General features: G+C 70.4%; 18 protein-coding genes and 1 tRNA gene. 5 read left to right on the forward strand and 14 right to left on the reverse strand.

Annotation, left to right across the window (positions count from 1 at the left end):
- Positions 1-388: 388 nt before the first annotated feature.
- The 9 genes from KZ820_RS00585 to KZ820_RS00625 all read right to left on the reverse strand — a co-directional run bounded on the left by KZ820_RS00585 (position 389) and on the right by KZ820_RS00625 (position 7,754).
- Positions 389-661 (reverse strand): DUF1488 family protein, encoded by a 273-nt coding sequence (locus KZ820_RS00585; RefSeq protein ID WP_219746805.1) that lies wholly within the window; start codon positions 659-661, stop codon positions 389-391.
- A gap of 84 nt (positions 662-745) precedes the next feature.
- On the reverse strand, positions 746-1,411 hold the full coding sequence (locus KZ820_RS00590; protein WP_219746806.1) for a spermidine synthase: 666 nt from the start codon (positions 1,409-1,411) through the stop codon (positions 746-748).
- Positions 1,412-1,421: 10 nt separating this feature from the next.
- Positions 1,422-1,790, reverse strand: coding sequence for a DUF6481 family protein (locus KZ820_RS00595; protein ID WP_219746807.1), 369 nt, complete (start codon positions 1,788-1,790; stop codon positions 1,422-1,424).
- Positions 1,791-1,877: 87 nt separating this feature from the next.
- Positions 1,878-1,953: transfer RNA gene (locus KZ820_RS00600), tRNA-Lys, on the reverse strand.
- A gap of 113 nt (positions 1,954-2,066) precedes the next feature.
- Positions 2,067-3,173 carry a rod shape-determining protein RodA gene (gene rodA / locus KZ820_RS00605; protein WP_219746808.1) on the reverse strand — a complete coding sequence of 369 codons (1,107 nt, stop codon included), beginning with the start codon at positions 3,171-3,173 and terminating at the stop codon, positions 2,067-2,069.
- Positions 3,170-5,281: a penicillin-binding protein 2 gene (gene mrdA, locus KZ820_RS00610; RefSeq protein ID WP_219746809.1), complete on the reverse strand. Its 2,112-nt coding sequence runs from the start codon at positions 5,279-5,281 to the stop codon at positions 3,170-3,172. Before mrdA ends, rodA begins: the two co-directional genes overlap by 4 nt.
- Entirely contained in the window at positions 5,281-5,790 is a 510-nt protein-coding gene (gene mreD, locus KZ820_RS00615; RefSeq protein WP_219746810.1) for a rod shape-determining protein MreD, read from the reverse strand. Before mreD ends, mrdA begins: the two co-directional genes overlap by 1 nt.
- On the reverse strand, positions 5,787-6,689 hold the full coding sequence (gene mreC / locus KZ820_RS00620; protein ID WP_219746811.1) for a rod shape-determining protein MreC: 903 nt from the start codon (positions 6,687-6,689) through the stop codon (positions 5,787-5,789). Before mreC ends, mreD begins: the two co-directional genes overlap by 4 nt.
- A gap of 24 nt (positions 6,690-6,713) precedes the next feature.
- The gene (locus tag KZ820_RS00625; RefSeq protein ID WP_132907502.1) at positions 6,714-7,754 is read right to left on the reverse strand and encodes a rod shape-determining protein; all 1,041 of its coding nucleotides are present in this window, start codon (positions 7,752-7,754) and stop codon (positions 6,714-6,716) included.
- 147 nt (positions 7,755-7,901) lie between these two features.
- On the opposite strand from KZ820_RS00625, the gene mutL reads away from it, so the two are divergent.
- Positions 7,902-9,680, forward strand: coding sequence for a DNA mismatch repair endonuclease MutL (mutL, locus tag KZ820_RS00630; protein WP_219746812.1), 1,779 nt, complete (start codon positions 7,902-7,904; stop codon positions 9,678-9,680).
- Positions 9,681-9,861: 181 nt separating this feature from the next.
- Here the strand turns inward: mutL and KZ820_RS00635 are convergent, their stop codons facing one another.
- The 4 genes from KZ820_RS00635 to rpsF all read right to left on the reverse strand — a co-directional run bounded on the left by KZ820_RS00635 (position 9,862) and on the right by rpsF (position 11,703).
- Positions 9,862-10,026: a hypothetical protein gene (locus tag KZ820_RS00635; RefSeq protein WP_219746813.1), complete on the reverse strand. Its 165-nt coding sequence runs from the start codon at positions 10,024-10,026 to the stop codon at positions 9,862-9,864.
- A 418-nt stretch (positions 10,027-10,444) separates the two neighbouring features.
- Complete coding sequence (rplI, locus tag KZ820_RS00640) at positions 10,445-11,038, reverse strand: 50S ribosomal protein L9 (RefSeq protein WP_132907504.1); 594 nt, start codon at positions 11,036-11,038, stop codon at positions 10,445-10,447.
- 12 nt (positions 11,039-11,050) lie between these two features.
- Entirely contained in the window at positions 11,051-11,275 is a 225-nt protein-coding gene (gene rpsR / locus KZ820_RS00645) for a 30S ribosomal protein S18 (protein WP_007403456.1), read from the reverse strand.
- Complete coding sequence (gene rpsF, locus KZ820_RS00650; protein ID WP_132907505.1) at positions 11,275-11,703, reverse strand: 30S ribosomal protein S6; 429 nt, start codon at positions 11,701-11,703, stop codon at positions 11,275-11,277. The genes rpsR and rpsF overlap by 1 nt, the downstream gene beginning before the upstream one ends.
- Before the next feature lie 209 nt (positions 11,704-11,912).
- Here rpsF and fabD point away from each other — a divergent pair, with 209 nt between their 5' ends.
- Positions 11,913-12,872 carry an ACP S-malonyltransferase gene (gene fabD, locus KZ820_RS00655; RefSeq protein WP_219746814.1) on the forward strand — a complete coding sequence of 320 codons (960 nt, stop codon included), beginning with the start codon at positions 11,913-11,915 and terminating at the stop codon, positions 12,870-12,872.
- Here fabD and KZ820_RS00660 read toward each other — a convergent pair whose 3' ends face one another.
- Complete coding sequence (locus KZ820_RS00660) at positions 12,873-13,961, reverse strand: acyltransferase family protein (protein ID WP_219746815.1); 1,089 nt, start codon at positions 13,959-13,961, stop codon at positions 12,873-12,875.
- A 165-nt stretch (positions 13,962-14,126) separates the two neighbouring features.
- On the opposite strand from KZ820_RS00660, the gene fabG reads away from it, so the two are divergent.
- The 3 genes from fabG (at position 14,127) to fabF (ending at position 16,626) form a co-directional block, all read left to right on the forward strand.
- Positions 14,127-14,864 carry a 3-oxoacyl-[acyl-carrier-protein] reductase gene (gene fabG, locus KZ820_RS00665; protein ID WP_219746816.1) on the forward strand — a complete coding sequence of 246 codons (738 nt, stop codon included), beginning with the start codon at positions 14,127-14,129 and terminating at the stop codon, positions 14,862-14,864.
- Between the two features lie 131 nt (positions 14,865-14,995).
- The gene (locus KZ820_RS00670) at positions 14,996-15,232 is read left to right on the forward strand and encodes an acyl carrier protein (protein ID WP_028056834.1); all 237 of its coding nucleotides are present in this window, start codon (positions 14,996-14,998) and stop codon (positions 15,230-15,232) included.
- Positions 15,233-15,369: 137 nt separating this feature from the next.
- A complete protein-coding gene (gene fabF, locus KZ820_RS00675; RefSeq protein ID WP_219746817.1) occupies positions 15,370-16,626 on the forward strand; it encodes a beta-ketoacyl-ACP synthase II in 1,257 nt (418 codons plus the stop codon).
- Positions 16,627-16,635: the final 9 nt, after the last annotated feature.

Raw genomic sequence — 16,635 nt, forward strand, 5'->3', positions numbered from 1 at the left:
GGGAGGTGACAGGCCGGAGGCCTGATCGAGGGGTGTCGCGGCTGGCCAAGGTAGTGACATACGCCACCGGCAAAACTCCTCCGCCGCGCTGCGCGCGCCACCTCCCCTAGGAGGGGAGGACATAAGGAAGCGTCAGTCTATCGGGTCGCGCCCCGTTGCTCCGTCACCCCTCAGCGCCGCGGCGTATCCGGCGCGCGGCGCGCGAACACCACGACCATGCCGAGCGTGGCCAGAGCCCCTATACCGCCGACCGCCACTACCAGCGCGCTGGGTACGTCCATGATCCTCTCCTCGCCGTCGTGCGGCTATCGTTGTGGCAGGAGAGTGACGCGAGTCGACGAGCCGCGCAATGGTGTTGTTGCGCCGCTCGCCTGACGAACTTTGTGAATTATTCCAGATCGTTCTCGCTGACGATCACGAGCCCGGTGCCATTCCCGCGCGACAGCGCCGACAGAGCGGCCTCGCTGATCGTGTCGACGAAGCGGTTGAACATGTCGATCGCGTCGCCGTCCGGCGCGTCGCCGCTCAGCGCCTCGAGCACGTCATATTGCACCGCGAACTCCTGCTCGTCGCCGTCGACCTCGGCGGTGAACTCCACCTGGCGCTCGTCGATATTGTCGAGCAGCGAGTTGTTGTCGATCTCCAGCTCGTTCGCGGCCATAACGTCTCCCTTTGATGCGGCGGCTACAGAAGAGCGGTAAAGCCGCAGCCGGGGCGGGTGTTCCGCGCGACGCGCATGATCGGGTCAGCGCGCGAACCAGATGACGTGCGTGGCACCCTTGCCGTTGGAGCGGGCGCGTACCTTCACCTCGTCCACCGCGAAGCCGGCGCGGGCGAGCCGGCGCGCGAAGACGGGGTCGGGCGCGGCCGACCAGATCGCGAGCACGCCGCCCGGCGCCAGCGCCGCGCGCGCGTCGTCGAGGCCGCGCGCGTGATAGAGCGAGTCGTTGGCCTCGCGCGTCAGCCCGTCGGGGCCGTTGTCGACGTCGAGCAGGATCGCATCGTAGCGGCGCCGCGCGCGCCGGATCACCGCGCCGACGTCGCCGATCTCGAGCGACACGCGGGGATCGTCGAGGCACCCCGCGGTGAGCTCGGCCATCGGCCCGCGCGCCCAGTCGATGATCCCCGGCACCAGCTCGGCCACCAGGATCTCGGCGTCAGAGCCGAGCCGGGCGAGCAGCGCGCGCAGCGTGAAGCCCATGCCGTAACCGCCGACCAGCAGCCGCGGCGCCGGACGATCGCCGAGCCGGTCGCACGTCATCGTGCCGAGCGCCTCCTCCGAGCCGCTCATGCGCGTGCTCATCAGCTCGTTGCGGTCGAGCACGATCATGTGATCGGCGCCGCGCCGGAACAGACGCAGCGGTGCGCCGCCCGGGACTTCGGCGACCCCGACGAGCTCGCGCGGGATCACTGGCGCCGCATCACTTGCGCTGGCGCGCCTTGCGGGCGGCGTAGCGCGCGTCGCGTGCCGCCTTGAGCTCGGCCGCGGTCGGCAGCGACACGGCGCGCTTGGCGGCGGCCTCGGCGGCAGCCTGCTCGGCCGCGGCGGCCTCGGCCTCGGCCTGTCGACGCGCCTCTTCCTTGGCGGCCTTCTTGGCCTCGATCGCGGCGCGGTGGGCGGCGCGCTTCTCCTCCTCGGCCGCTTCCTTGGCCGCGCGCGCGGCGGCACGCGCCGCCACCTGCTCGGGGTCGGGCGCGGGGCGGTTCTTGAGCAGCTCGAGCGCCTTCTGCTTGGCCTCGCGTGCCGCCTGGGCGCGGTCGTTGAAATCGGGGGCCTTGAAGCCTGCCATGCCTGAGTCGTCTCCGTCGTGAGGGGCCGGTGATGTCCCGGCCCATAGCACAACGGCCCCGCATCGCTGCGGAGCCGTTGAAAAAACTGGTGGACGCACTTGGGCTCGAACCAAGGACCCGCTGATTAAGAGTCAGCTGCTCTACCAACTGAGCTATGCGTCCGTGACCGGCGGGAAGGAAGCGGTTGGTGCCGCCCCGCGATCGGGAAGCGCGCCTCTACCAACGCGATCCGGCTTTGCAAACCCCTTTTTTCGCGCTGCGGCGAGAAAAGCCGCTCACCAGCGCTGGCGCAGTTTGGAGGAGCGATCGATCCCCATCAGAATGCCCAGCGAGATCAGCACCGTCATCTGCGCCGAGCCGCCGAAGCTGACCAGCGGCAGCGGGATGCCGACGACGGGCGCCAACCCCATGACCATCATCAGGTTGATCGCCATGTAGAAGAACATTGTCGTCGCGAGCCCCGCGGCGGCCAGCTTGGCGAAGCGGTCCTCGGCGCGCACGCCGACATTCACGCCCCAGCGTATCACGAGCAGGAAGGCGATGATCAGGAAGGCGCCGCCCGCCAGTCCCCATTCCTCCGCCATGGTGGCGAAGACGAAGTCGGTGTGTCCCTCGGGCAGGTAATCGAGGTGGCTCTGCGTGCCGTTGAGGAAGCCCTTGCCGAAGATCCCGCCCGAGCCGATCGCGATCTTCGACTGGCTGATGTGATAGCCGGTGCCGAGCGGGTCGCTCTCCGGATCGAGGAAGATCAGCACGCGGTGGCGCTGGTAATCGTGGAGCACGTATTCGAAGGCGAGCGGGATCGCGACCGCGGCCGCCAGCGCGCCGCCGACGAACAATCGCAGCGGGATGCCGGCGAGGAACATCACGGTCGCGCCGCCGGCGCAGATCATCAGCCCGGTGCCGAGATCGGGCTGCGCCATCACGATCAGCGCGGGCAGGCCGATCAGCACCGCCGCGGGCCACAGCGCGGCGAAGCGCCGCGTCTCGGTCGCGGGCAGCAGCGCGTAGAAGCGCGCGCAGGCCAGCACGATCGCCAGCTTCATCAGCTCGGACGGCTGGATGCGGATCGGGCCGAAGCCGAGCCAGCGCTGGCTGCCGCCGCGCACCGCGCCGAGGAGCTCCACCATGATCAGCAGCACCAGCATTACCGCGTAGATCCAGAACGCCGATCGCTTCCACCAGTCGAGCGGCACGCGCGACAGCACCACGGCGCCCGCGAGAAAAACTACGAAGCGGAGACCCTGCGGCACCACCCAGGGGGTCAGGCTGCCCCCCGCGGCCGAGTAGAGCACGATCAGCCCGAATCCGCCGATCCCGGCGACCAGCAGCAGCACGCGCCACGGCAGCGCCGCGAGCGGGGCGGGGACGAAGCCGCTCACTCGCGCCCGCTTCCGCCGTCACCGCGACCACCCTCGCTGTCGGGCTCGGGCGAGCCGCTGCGGGCCGGGCCGTCGCCGCGCGCGGTGTCGGCCGCCTGCGCTTCGGCGGTGGCGTTCGAGGCGTCGGTCGCCGCGGCCACGGCGTCGGAGCCCGACGCCGCGACGTCGTCGAGGTCGGGGCGCGGCGGGGGCGGGGCGTGCGCGGCGCGATAGGCCGCTTCCTCCGCCGCCATGCGCGTGCGGATGTCGCCACCCCAGGTCGGCTCGACCTCGGCGAGGCTCTTGAGCGCGCGCTCGCGGTCGAAGAGGTAGGTCATGATGTCGCGCCCGATCATCGGCGTGTCGAGGTTGCGCACGGTATGGCCGTTGTGCTCCAGCACCACCGCCGCGGCGTAGCGCGGATTGTCATAGGGAGCGAAGCAGACGAACAGGGCGTGATCGCGCAGCTTGAACGGCAGCTGCCCGTTCTTGAGCACGCCGCTGCGCCGCTCCGCCGTGGTGATGCGGCGCACCTGCGCGGTGCCGGTCTTGGCCGCGATGGCGATGCCGGGCACCTGCATCCGCGCCGCGCCACCCGTGCCGCCGGCGTTGACCACGCCGTACATCGCCTCACGGATGAGGCGGAAATGCTCGGGGTCGATCGCCATGGGCTGCGCGCGCGGCTTGAACGGGTCGCGCAGCAGCGTCGGCTGGAGCTCCAGCCCCGAGCCCAATCGGCTCGCCATCACCGCGAGCTGCAGCGGGTTGGCGAGCACATAGCCCTGGCCGATCGAGGCGTTGATCGCGTCGGCGACCTTCCACTCGGTCTTGTACTTGCGCCGCTTCCACTCGCTGTCGGGCACGGTGCCGTAGCGCTGCGTCGCGAAGGGCAGGTCGAACTTCTGCCCGAGCCCGAGCGCGCGCGCCACCGGCGCGATCTTGTCGTAGCCGACGCGCCGCGCCATCTCGTAGAAGTAGATGTCGCAGCTCTGCATGATCGCGTTCTTGAGATCGAGCGGGCCGTGGCCGTGGCGCTTGTGGCAGTGCCACACGCCGTTGCCGACCTGGAACGCGCCCGAGCAGAACACGCGGTCGTTCGGGTCGATCCCCGCGGCGAGCAGCGCCAGCCCGTTCATCGGCTTCACCGTCGACCCCGGCGGGTAGAGCCCCTGAGTCACCTTGTTCATCAGCGGAACGTGGTCGTTCTCGCTGAGCATCTTCCACTCGAGCTGGCTGATCCCCTCGGAGAAGCTGTTGGGATCATAGGCGGGCATCGACACCATCGCGAGCATCTCGCCGTTGGTGCAGTCGAACACCACGCACGAGCCCGAGTTGGTGCCGAGCCGCCGCGCGGCATATTCCTGCAACCCGGCGTCGATCGTCAGCCGCAGCGTGCGCCCGGGCACGTCGGGACGAGTGGCGAGTTCCTTGACCAGCTTGCCGCGCGCGGTGACCTCGACTCGCTTGGCGCCCGCGGTGCCGCGCAGCAGCGGCTCCATCGTCTTCTCCAGCCCATCCTTGCCGAGCTTGAAGCCGGGGGTGAGATAGAGCGGGTCGCGCGCTTTCTTATATTGTTCGGAGGTCGCCGCGCCGACATAGCCGATCAGATGCGCCACCGCGGCGCCCTGCGGATAGTGGCGCGCGAAGCCGCGCGACGGCGCCACGCCGGGCAGCTCGGGCTGGCGCACCTGCACCGCGGCGAAGCGGTCCCAGTCGATGTTCTCGGCGATCTCGACCGGGCGGAAGCCGGGCGAGTGTTTCAGCTCGGCCTCGATCTGCGCCACCTCCTCGTCGTCGAGCTCGAGCAGCGCACGCAGCCTCGCCAGCGTGCGCTCCTTGTCCTCGAGCCGGTCGGGGATGACGTCGACGCGGAAATCGGTGCGGTTGCTCGCGATCGGCTGGCCGTTGCGGTCGACGATCCAGCCGCGCCGCGGCGGGATCATCGTCATGCTCACGCGGTTGCGCTCGGACAGCAGGTTGTAATGCTCGTTCTGCGTGATCGCGAGATAGCCCATCCGCCCGATCAGCAGCCCGCCCAGCCCGATCTGGCCCGCGCCGAGCAGCCAGGCGCGGCGCGAGAAGCTGTAGGCCTGCGCGGCCTCGGTCATGACGCGCGGCGGCCGCGCCATCAGCGTGCCCGCTTGAGGTCGATCCACGCCACCAGCCGGGCGGCGGCGGGGAAGAGCAGGACGGAGAGGAGGATCTGGATCACGAGCACGCCGTCGACATAGGCGGAGAGCGGGCTCGCGAACAGCCGTCCGCCCGCCAGCGCGAGCGCGATCGCCACCGCGGCGATCGCCCAGCTCTGCGCGAAGTCGCGCACGCCCGAGCGCGCCTCGAGCGCCTCGACCAGGAAGAAGGCCAGCGTCCACAGCAGCATCGCGCTGCCCAGCGGCTGGCCCGAGACGAGATCGTCGAAGAGCCCGAGCAGCGCCGGTGCCCAGACGCGCAGCGACAGCGGCGCGAGCAGGCGCCACGCCAGCATCATCAGCAGCCCCAGCGGCGGCAACAGCCCGAGCGAGGCGTTCCACGGCAGCGTCGTCGCCAGCGAGCCGGCGAGCACGCTCGCCCAGGGGAGCAGGCGCGCGCGGCCGGGCGGCAGCGGCTCCTTGAACAGCGGGCGCGCGGGGAGCGTCACGGCTCGGGCGTGGCGGAGGGCGAGGGCTTGGGCGCGGGAGCGGGCGGGGCGGGGGGCGGCGGCATGAAGGCACGGTGCACCAGCGCGACGTCGAGCGAGTCGGGGCGAGCGAACGGCCGCGCCGGCGCGCTGTCGGTGCCGGCGCGCAGCACCCGCGCGACCGGCACGCCGGGGACGAAGATGCCGCCCGTGCCCGAGGTCACGAACAGGTCGCCGGGGCGAAAGCGCCCGTCCGCGGTGTCGATCGTGCGCACGTCGACCAGCCCGTCGCCGCGCCCGGCCGCCAGCGCGGGACGGCCATCGCGGGTGCGGCGCACCGGCACGACGCTCTCCGGGTCGGTGATGAGCAAAACGCGCGCGGTATCGGGGCCGACGTACAGCACGCGCCCGATCAGCCCCTCCGGCCCCGTCACCGGCTGGCCGTCCGCCACGCCCTGGAAGCTGCCCGCGTTGAGCAGGCCGAAGCGGCGCGTACTCGACGCGCTGGTGCTGACGATCCGCGCCGCCGCGATCGTCTCCGGCAGCCGGTCGCGCAACGTCAGCAGCCGCCGCAGCCGCACGTTCTCGATCTGCGCCTGTCGGCCGGCGAGCAGCGCGCCGCGCGCCTGGTTCAGCCGCGCGCGCAGCTCCCGGTTCTCGCCGCGCACCTGGAAGTGGCTGGCGATCGCGTCGGGGATGGAGGCGAGCTGACTGCCGGCGCCCGCCAGCAGTGCGGCGGGCGGTGCGGTCAGCTCAGCGACCGCCGACCGCAACGCGTTGAACGCGACCGGGTTGAAGGTCGACAGCGCGAGCAGCACCGCGCCGACCACCGCCCCGGCGATGCCGAGGATGTAGGTGAGGAACAGGCTATATTGTGCGCGCCGCGAGAAGCCCGGACGCCGATCCCGTGACGGCGCCATTGCCGCCATCTCCTCGCCTCGAGCTTACCCGTTCTGAAGAACAGCGCGGAACATCGGATCCTCGAGCGCGCGGCCCGTGCCGATCGCGACGCAGATCAGCGGGTCGTCCGCGACCGTCACCGGCAGCCCGGTCTCGTCGCGCAGCACCTCGTCGAGCCCCTGCAGCAGCGCGCCGCCGCCGGTCAGGACGATGCCCTGGTCGACGATGTCGGCGGCCAGCTCGGGCGCGGTATTCTCCAGCGCGATGCGGACGCCGTCGACGATCGCGGCGACCGGCTCGCTCACCGCCTCGGCGATCTGCGCCTGGTTGATCTGGATCTCCTTGGGGACGCCGTTGACCAGGTCGCGGCCCTTGATGTGGACGGTCTTGCCAATGCCGTCGATCGGCGGCTTGGCGCAGCCCAGCTCCTGCTTGATCCGCTCGGCGGTGGCCTCGCCGATCAGCAGATTGTGGTTGCGGCGGACGTAGCTGACGATCGCGTCGTCCATCTTGTCGCCGCCGACGCGCACCGAGGTGGTGTAGGCGAGGCCGCGCAGCGACAGCACCGCCACCTCGGTGGTGCCGCCGCCGATGTCGACCACCATCGAGCCGACCGGCTCGGTGACGGGCATGTCGGCGCCGATCGCCGCCGCCATCGGCTCCTCGATCAGATAGACCGCGCTGGCGCCGGCGTTCTGCGCGGCGTCGCGGATCGCGCGGCGCTCCACCTTGGTCGAGCCCGAGGGCACGCAGATCACGATCTCGGGCCAGCGCATGAAGCGTCGGCGCCCGTGCACCTTCTCGATGAAGTATTTGATCATCTGCTCGGCGACGTCGATGTCGGCGATGACGCCGTCGCGTAAGGGGCGGATCGCCTCGATCGAGCCGGGCGTCTTGCCCATCATCAGCTTGGCGTCCTCGCCGACCGCCTTGACCCGCTTCTGGCCGTTGACCGTCTCGACCGCGACCACCGAGGGCTCGTTCAGCACGATGCCGCGCCCGCGCACGTACACCACCGTGTTCGCGGTGCCGAGATCGATCGCCATGTCGTGCGAGGTCATCTTGAACAAGCGCGAGAATACCATTGACGTTGGGGTCCGTTGCTGTGCGCGCCGGGCGGGACGACCGGCCATGTTCGTCTATATCCGATCCGCGCGCCGCCGCCGTGAATCATGCGTGCAATTCTATCTGCGGGGTCGCGGGAAGCGGCGGCTTGGGCTAGGTGCTGCGCTGTGTCAATACGCCGGCTCCCCTCGCATCTGGTCAATCGCATCGCCGCGGGCGAAGTGGTGGAAAGACCGGCCAGCGCGTTGAAGGAGCTGGTCGAGAACGCGATCGACTCCGGCGCGACGCGGGTCGCGGTGGTGCTCGCCGCGGGGGGTGTCGAGCGCATCGAGGTGGCCGACGACGGCTGCGGCATGACCCCCGGGGAGATCGCGCTCGCGCTCGAGCGCCACGCCACCTCCAAGCTGCCCGACGACGCGATCGAGGCGGTGCAGACGCTCGGCTTCCGCGGCGAGGCCTTGCCCTCGATCGCCTCGGTGGCGCGGCTGACGATTGAGAGCCGCCGGCGCGGTGCCGAGGGCTGGGCGCGCACCGTCGACAACGGCACCGTCGAGCGCGACGGCCCCGCCGCGCTGCCGCCCGGCACGCGCGTGGTGGTGGAGGGGCTGTTCGCGCGGGTGCCGGCGCGGCGCAAATTCTTGCGCTCGCCGCGCTCCGAATATGCCAGCTGCCTCGATGTGGTGAAACGGCTGGCGATGGCCCGGCCCGATATCGCCTTCGCGGTCGAGCATGATGGCCGGCGCGTGCTGGCGGTGCCCGCGGCGGAGGGCCGACCTGGGCGAGTCGCCGCGCTGACCGACCGCGCGCTCGCCGACAATTCAGTCGCGGTCGATCTGGAACGGGACGGGCACGTGCTCGGCGGGGTGGCGGGTTTGCCGACCTTCCACCGCGGCGTCGCCGATCACCAATATCTCTTCGTCAACGGGCGGCCGGTGCGCGACCGGCTGCTGATCGGCGCGATCCGCGGTGCCTATGCCGAGATGATGCCGCGCGATCGCCACGCCGTGGTCGCGCTGTTCCTCGACGTCCCCGCGAGCGAGGTCGACGTCAACGTCCACCCGGCCAAGACCGAGGTGCGCTTCCGCGACCCGGCGCTGGTGCGCGGCATGATCGTCTCGGGGCTGCGCCGCGCGCTCGACGCCGCGGGTCACCGCGTCGCGCATTCGGCGCCGGCGGACATCGGCGCGTTGTGGCGGCCCGAGCCGGTCGCTGCCGGCGCGGCGCCGGCGTTCGGCTTCGATGCCGCGCCGATGGCCGCGCCGTCGCCCGGCGGCACGCTGTTGCGCGAGCAGCGCACCACCTTCCTGACGCCGCCGCCGCAGGCGCGCGCGGAGGCGAGCTGGGCGCCGCCGCCCGAGCGCGATGATTATCCGCTCGGGGCGGCGCGCGGGCAAGTCAACAAGACCTATATCGTCGCTGAGGCGCAGGACGGGCTGGTGCTGGTCGACCAGCATGCCGCGCACGAGCGGCTGGTGCTGGAGCGGATGCGCGCCGCGCTGGCGGGCGGGCGCGTGGCGAGCCAGGCGTTGCTGATCCCCGAGGTGGTCGAGCTGGACGAGCCAGCCTGCGACCGGCTCGAGGCGCGTGCGGACGAGCTGGCGGAGTTCGGGCTCGAGCTCGAGCGGTTCGGCGCGCGCGCGATCCTGGTGCGCGCCGCCCCCGCGCTGCTCGGGAGCGGCGACCCGACCGCGCTGGTCACCGACCTCGCCGACGAGCTCGCCGCCTATGACGAGGCGCTGTCGCTGCGCGAGCGGCTCGACGCGGTGGCGGGGACGATGGCGTGCCACGGCTCGGTCCGCGCCGGGCGCGCGCTCTCGCTGGCGGAGATGAACGCGCTGCTGCGCGAGATGGAGGCGACGCCGCACTCGGGCCAGTGCAACCACGGGCGCCCGACCTGGGTGAAGCTCGACTTCCCCGACATCGAGAAGCTGTTCGCGCGACGGTGAGGGGCGTGATGACCGCTGCGATTAGTCACCGGCGTCATCCTGAACTCGTTTCAGGATCCACAGTGCCGCGTGAGTGACCCCGGCGGCGCCTGCGGGCCGGTGGATCCTGAGACAAGCTCAGGATGACGCCGTCTCATAGTGCCGGGAGGAGGGATCAACGCGCGCTGTAACGGCGTGCGACCTACTTCTCTCGCTTCGTCCCGCTCGCCGGCACCTGCGACAGTCGCGTCAGCAACAGCGGGATGTCGTGCGTGATATAGGTGTCGGTCGGCACCATCACGCTCGTGCGCAGCACCTTGCCCAGCGCGGTGAGGCGCTCTCTCCTGTCTCTGTCCGTCGCCGTCACGACCCGAATGTCCTTACGCTCATACCAAGACCACCGTCGCACCCGATCCGATGCGCGGTCGCCGTCACTGCAGATCAACCCGCCCGGATCGCGCGCGTTCCGTTCGGCAGCGTCGCTCGTCGCACGCGGAAACGCTTTGTCGCAGCGCCTTTTCGTTCAGCCCGCCGCAACCTTTGCGCGCGGCAGGCATTCTCCCCGGCGATCCAGCACAACAGGTCGCGCCATGAGCAAGATTATGCCGCTAGTTCTAGCACTTGTCCCGCTCGCCGCAGTGGTCGGCGCGGTCGTGACGGTGCCCTGAACCCACAGCCCCCCGGGCGTCGTTTCCCCCAACCCCCCCCCACGGCGCCCAACGGAAAGGCCCGCCCGGATCGCTCCGGGCGGGCCTTTCTGTACACCGGGAATGGTGGCACGGGGCTCAGCCCTGCGCCGGCTCGTCCTGCGCCTCGGCGGTCGCACCCGGCTCGGCGTTGGGATCGTAATCCTCGGTGAAGCCGCCCTGGTCGCGGCCTTCCTCGAAGACCTGCGCCATGACGTCGACGCCCTGCGCCTGCATCTCGGCCTCTTCCGGCGAGCGCGCGACATTGACCTTCACGGTCACCGCCACCTCAGGGTGGAGCTGCACGCGCACGTCGTACACGCCGATCGCCTTGATCGGGCGGTCGAGCACGATCTGGCTCTTGGTCACCTTGTGACCGTCGGCCTCGAGCGCCTCGACCAGGTCGCGCACCGCGACCGAGCCGTACAGCTGGCCGGTGTTCGACGACTGGCGGATCAGGGTGACCTGCGCGTCCTTGAACGAGCCGGCCTCCTTCTCCGCGTCCGAGCGCCGCGACGCGTTCTCGGCCTCGATGCGCGCGCGATTGGCCTCGAACACCTTGCGGTTGGCCTCGTTGGCGCGCAGCGCCTTCTTGCGCGGCAGCAGGAAGTTGCGGGCGAACCCGTCCTTCACCTTCACCACGTCGCCGATGCCGCCGAGCTTCTCGACGCGCTCAAGCAGAATGACGTCCATCTGCTCTTCTCCTTACTTCACGACGTAGGGCAGCAGGCCCAGGTGGCGGGCGCGCTTGATCGCCTGCGCCAACTCGCGCTGCTTCTTGGCGCTCACCGAGGTGATGCGCGACGGGACGATCTTGCCGCGCTCGGACACGAAGCCCTGCAGCAGACGCACGTCCTTATAGTCGATCCGCGGCGCGTCCTTGGCGCTGAACGGGCACGACTTGCGGCGGCGGAAAAACGGGCGCGCCATTATGCGTTCTCCTCTTCGCGGTCACGACGCGGACGGTCGCCCCGATCACCGCGATCCCCGCGGTCGCCACGCTCCCCGCGCTCGCCACGGCGCTCGCGGTCGCGCTCCTGCTTGCGCATCATCACGGTCGGACCCTGCTCGTGCTCGTCGACGCGCACGGTCATGTAGCGGATCACGTCCTCGTTGATGCTGGTCTGACGCTCCAGCTCGGCGACCGTGTCGCCCGGCGCGTCGATCTCGAGCATCACGTAATGCGCCTTGCGGTTCTTCGCGATGCGATAGGCGAGGCTGCGCAGGCCCCAGGTCTCGGTCTTGACGACCGTGCCGCCGTGGTCGGTGACCACCTTGGTCGCGGCTTCCGCCAGCGCGTCCACTTGCGCCTGTGCCAGATCCTGGCGCGCAAGGAACACGTGCTCGTACAGAGCCATGCATGTACCTCTATGTTGGCCGATCGCTGACGGGCACCCCATGTGCCACGCCCCTCCGGCTGTCGTGCAACAACAAGGGGCGGAAGAAGCCGTAGCTTCCCGCCCCGAGTGGGCGCGCTATGCCGCAGAACCGCTTCGCGCGCAAGGGCCTGCGGTTGACCGACCGGGAGCGCCGCCGTAGCAGCGCAGCCTTTCCAAGGAGAGGCACGATGCGCGCGTTCATCTTCCCCGGTCAGGGCAGCCAGGCGGTCGGCATGGGTGCCGCGCTGGCCGACGCCTCGGCGGTCGCGCGCGAGGTGTTCGGCGAGGTCGACGAGGCGCTCGGCCAGAACCTGCGCCGGCTGATGGCGGAGGGGCCGGCCGACGACCTCACGCTGACCGAGAACGCTCAGCCCGCGATCATGGCCAACGCGATCGCGACGCTCCGCGTGCTGACGCAGGAAGGCGGCGTCGTGCTCGCCGACAAGGCCGATTATGTCGCGGGCCACTCGCTGGGTGAATATACCGCTCTGTGCGCGGCCGAGACCTTCGACCTCGCGACGACGGCGCGGCTGCTCAAGCGGCGCGGTCAGGCGATGCAGGCGGCGGTGCCGGTGGGCGAGGGGGCTATGGCGGCGCTGCTCGGCGCCGACGTCGCTAAGGCCGAGACGATCGCGGGCGCCGCGGTCGACTCGATCCTGGCCGAGGGCGGCGAGCCTTTGGTCTGCACCGTCGCCAACGACAACGACCCGTCGCAGGTGGTGATCTCGGGGCACCGCCTCGCGGTGGAGCGCGCGATCGCGCTTGCCAAGGAACTCGGCGCCAAGCGCGCGGTGCTGCTACCCGTCTCGGCGCCGTTCCACTGCTCGCTGATGGAGGATGCCGCGCGCGCGATGGAATCGGCGCTGGCCGAGGCCGAGCTGCGCGCGCCTTTGGTGCCGGTCTTCGCCAACGTCGACGCCGCCGCGGTGGCCGACCCCGGCGCGATCCGCCGGCTGCTGGTCGAGCAGGTGACCGGGCGCGTGCGCTGGCGCGAGTCGGTGCTGGCGATGGTGGACGCGGGGGTGACCGAGTTCGTCGAGTTCGGCGGCAAGGTGCTCGCGCCGATGGTCAAGCGCATCGCGCCCGACGTCGAGGCTGTCAGCGTGGTATCGATGGACGACGTCGAGGCGCTGCTGAAGCGGCTCTGATCACACCGGGACCGCGACCGCGTCGCGATGTGACAGCCGGCGGCCGAGCGCGATCGACGGGCGCTCGACCAGCCACACCGATGCCAGCACAGCGAGGGGCAACAGCAGGAGGGACGGCGCGTCCGCCGCGTAGTGACGCGGCTGCGCCAGAAAAAGCTGCTGCCACAGGTACAGGCTGTACGAGGCCGCGCCGACCAGCTGGAGCGGCGGAGCTGCCAGGATCGTGCGCACCCAGGGCAGCGCATTGCCGCAGAAGACGACATAGGTGACGAGCGGCGGCAGGAACACCGCGACCGCGGCATCGAGCCGGGTCAGCGGCGCGACGGCCAGCAGCGCCACCGCGCCGAGCCACGGTACGGTCGCACGGGCGCGTTGGATCGTCCGGCGCAGACCGGCGCTCGAGGCGTAGAGCGCGCCAGCGGCGATACAACCGAACGACGTGGCGTTGCTGTGGAACACGCCCGGCCGCGCCGCGACCGCGATGCCGCACGCGATCACGCCGAGCGCGAGCAGGCGCACGCGCAACAGCGGCGCCACCAGCACGAAGATCATCGGCCAGGCGAGGTAGAATTGCTCCTCCACCGCGAGTGACCACGTGTGCGCTACCCACCAGTGACAGTCGACGATCCCGGTGTTGCAGGAGAAGCTGACGGAGGACACCAGGCTGGTCAGCGGCAGCGACAGCGCGCCGCTCGCGTCCAGCATGACGAGGCTGGCATAATAGACGAGCAGCGGCGGCAGGATACGGCAGCTGCGCCGGGTGTAGAAAGCGGCGAGGTCGACACGGCCGCTGGCCTGCCGCTCGCGCATCATCAGCGCGGTGATGATATAGCCGCTGATGACGAAGAAGATCTGAACGCCCGTCTGCGCCAGCGGCGTCGCCAGGCGCTGCGCGACGTGCGCGAGCGCTCCCTCCGCCGCGCCGAAGCGGAAGGTCGCGGCATGCGCGACCACGACGAACAGCGCCGCGATCGCGCGCCATCCGTCGATGGCGCGATCGCGCCCGCCGCGTGGCAGGGCGCCGTCGTCCCGCTCGACTTCGCTGCCCGCGCTCGCCCCCGCGACGCTGGCACCCGCGATGCTGGTCATCTCCCCGCTTTCCCCCGCGCCGCTCATACCTCCCTTCGGCATAAGCGACTTAGGTCGATCTTAGCGGCGCCTTCGACGCTTTGTCACGGGCCTCGTCCGTCCCAATGCGGGCTTGCCGACCAGATCGGAGGCGATAAAGCGGCAGACCAGATACGAGGAGCCACGATGTTCGATCTCACAGGCATGACCGCGCTGGTCACCGGCGCTTCCGGCGGGATCGGGTCCGCCATCGCGCGCGGGCTAGCCGCGCAGGGCGCGCGGCTCGCGCTGTCGGGCTCGAACGCCGACAAGCTGGAACGCTTCCGTGACGAGCTCGGCGGTGAGCATGTCGCGCTTGCCTGCGACCTGTCCGACGCCGCCGCGGTGGACGCGCTGGTCCCGCGCGCGGTAGAGGCGCTCGGCAAGCTCGACGTGCTCGTCAACAATGCCGGCGTCACGCGCGACAATCTCGCGATGCGGATGAAGGACGACGAGTGGGACCAGGTGATCCGGGTCAACCTCGAGGCCGCCTTCCGCCTGATCCGCGCCGCCGCCAAGCCGATGATGAAGGCGCGCTTCGGCCGCGTCGTCTCGATTACCTCCGTCGTGGGGCAGACCGGCAACCCGGGTCAGGCCAATTACGCCGCGTCCAAGGCCGGCCTCGTCGGCATGTCGAAGGCGCTGGCGCAGGAGCTCGCCAGCCGCAATATCACCGTCAACTGCGTCGCGCCGGGCTTCATCCGCTCGGCGATGACCGGCGTGCTCCCCGAGGCGCAGAAGAACGCGCTGCTCGGGCGCATCCCCGCCGGCGACCTTGGCAGCGGCGAGGACATCGCCGCGGCGGTGGTGTATCTGGCGTCGCGCGAGGCGGGGTACGTCACCGGCCAGACGCTGCACGTCAACGGCGGTATGGCGATGGTCTGAGCCGCTGGGGCGGCGAAACGCGCGGGTCGGGGGGGCGTCGCGAGCCATTCGCACCCTTGCCACGGGAGCGAGCCCGTTCTACCTGCGTTCAGCAATTCGAAACCTACCCCCCAATTGAAAGAGGGAAAGCTATGAGCGAGACCGCCGACCGCGTGAAGAAGATCGTCGTCGAGCATCTCGGCGTCGAGGCCGACAAGGTCACCGAGGACGCCAGCTTCATCGACGATCTGGGCGCGGACAGCCTCGACATCGTCGAGCTGGTGATGGCGTTCGAGGAAGAGTTCGGCGTCGAGATCCCCGACGACGCGGCCGAGAAGATCTCGACCGTGAAGGACGCGATCACCTATATCGACGAGCACAAGGGCTGAGGAACGGGGGGAGACCTCCCGCTCTAGCGAGCTGATCTGAGCGGCTCTCCGTCCTCGGCTAGGGGGTGGGGAGCCGTTTCGTTTAGAAGGACCGGCGGCGCGACGCGTGGCGCAGCGCCGGGGAAGAAGGAACGTCTATGCGCCGTGTCGTCGTCACCGGTCTCGGCCTCGTCACCCCGATCGGGGCCGACGTGGAGACCTGCTGGTCCAATCTGATCGCGGGTAAGTCGGGCGCTGGCCCGATCACGCGCTTCGACGCGTCGGACCAGAAGTGCACGATCGCGTGCGAGGTGAAGCCCGCCGACCATCCCTGGGGCTTCGATCCTGACAGGCGGGTCGATCACAAGATTCAGCGCCAGGTCGATCCCTTCATCGTCTACGGCATCGACGCGGCCGGACAGGCGCTCGAGGACGCGGGGCTCACCGAGATGAGCGAGGCGGAGCGGTTGCGCGCCGGCTGCTCGATCGGCTCGGGCATCGGCGGCCTGCCGGGCATCGAGAGCGAATCGCTCGTTCTCGCCGAGAAGGGGCCGAAGCGGGTCAGCCCGCACTTCGTCCACGGGCGGCTGATCAACCTCATCTCGGGCCAGGTCTCGATCAAATACGGGCTGATGGGGCCGAACCATGCCGTGGTGACGGCCTGCTCGACCGGCGCGCACTCGATCGGCGACGCCGCGCGGATGATCGCGCTGGACGACGCCGACGTGATGCTCGCGGGCGGGTCGGAGAGCACGGTGTGCCCGATCGGCATCGCCGGCTTCGCGGCGGCGCGCGCGCTCAACACCAGCTTCAACGACCGGCCCGAGCAGGCCAGCCGCCCGTATGACCGCGATCGAGACGGCTTCGTCATGGGCGAGGGCGCGGGCGTCGTCGTGCTCGAGGAATATGAGCGGGCCAAGGCGCGCGGCGCCAATATCTACGCCGAGGTGGTGGGCTACGGCCTGTCGGGCGACGCCTTCCACGTCACCGCGCCGGAGCCCGAGGGGTCGGGCGCGTATCGCGCGATGGAGATGGCGATGCGCAAGTCGGGCCTCGCGCTCTCGGACATCGATTACATCAACGCGCACGGCACCTCGACGATGGCGGACATGATCGAGCTGGGCGCGGTCAAGCGGCTCTTCGGCGACGCGATCGGCGGCCTGTCGATGAGCTCGACCAAGTCGGCGATCGGTCACTTGCTCGGCGGGGCCGGCGCGGTGGAGAGCATCTTCTGCATCCTGGCGATGCGCGACCAAGTCGTGCCGCCGACGCTCAACCTCGACAATCCGTCGGAGGGCGCCGAGGGGGTCGACCTCGTGCCGCATGTCGCGCGTCGGCGCGAGGTGCGCGCGGTGCTCAACAACAGCTTCGGCTTCGGCGGCACCAATGCCTCGCTGGTGATGAAGACGATCTGAGGCCACTGA

The organism is Sphingomonas citri (assembly GCF_019429485.1).
Lineage (GTDB): Bacteria > Pseudomonadota > Alphaproteobacteria > Sphingomonadales > Sphingomonadaceae > Sphingomonas > Sphingomonas citri.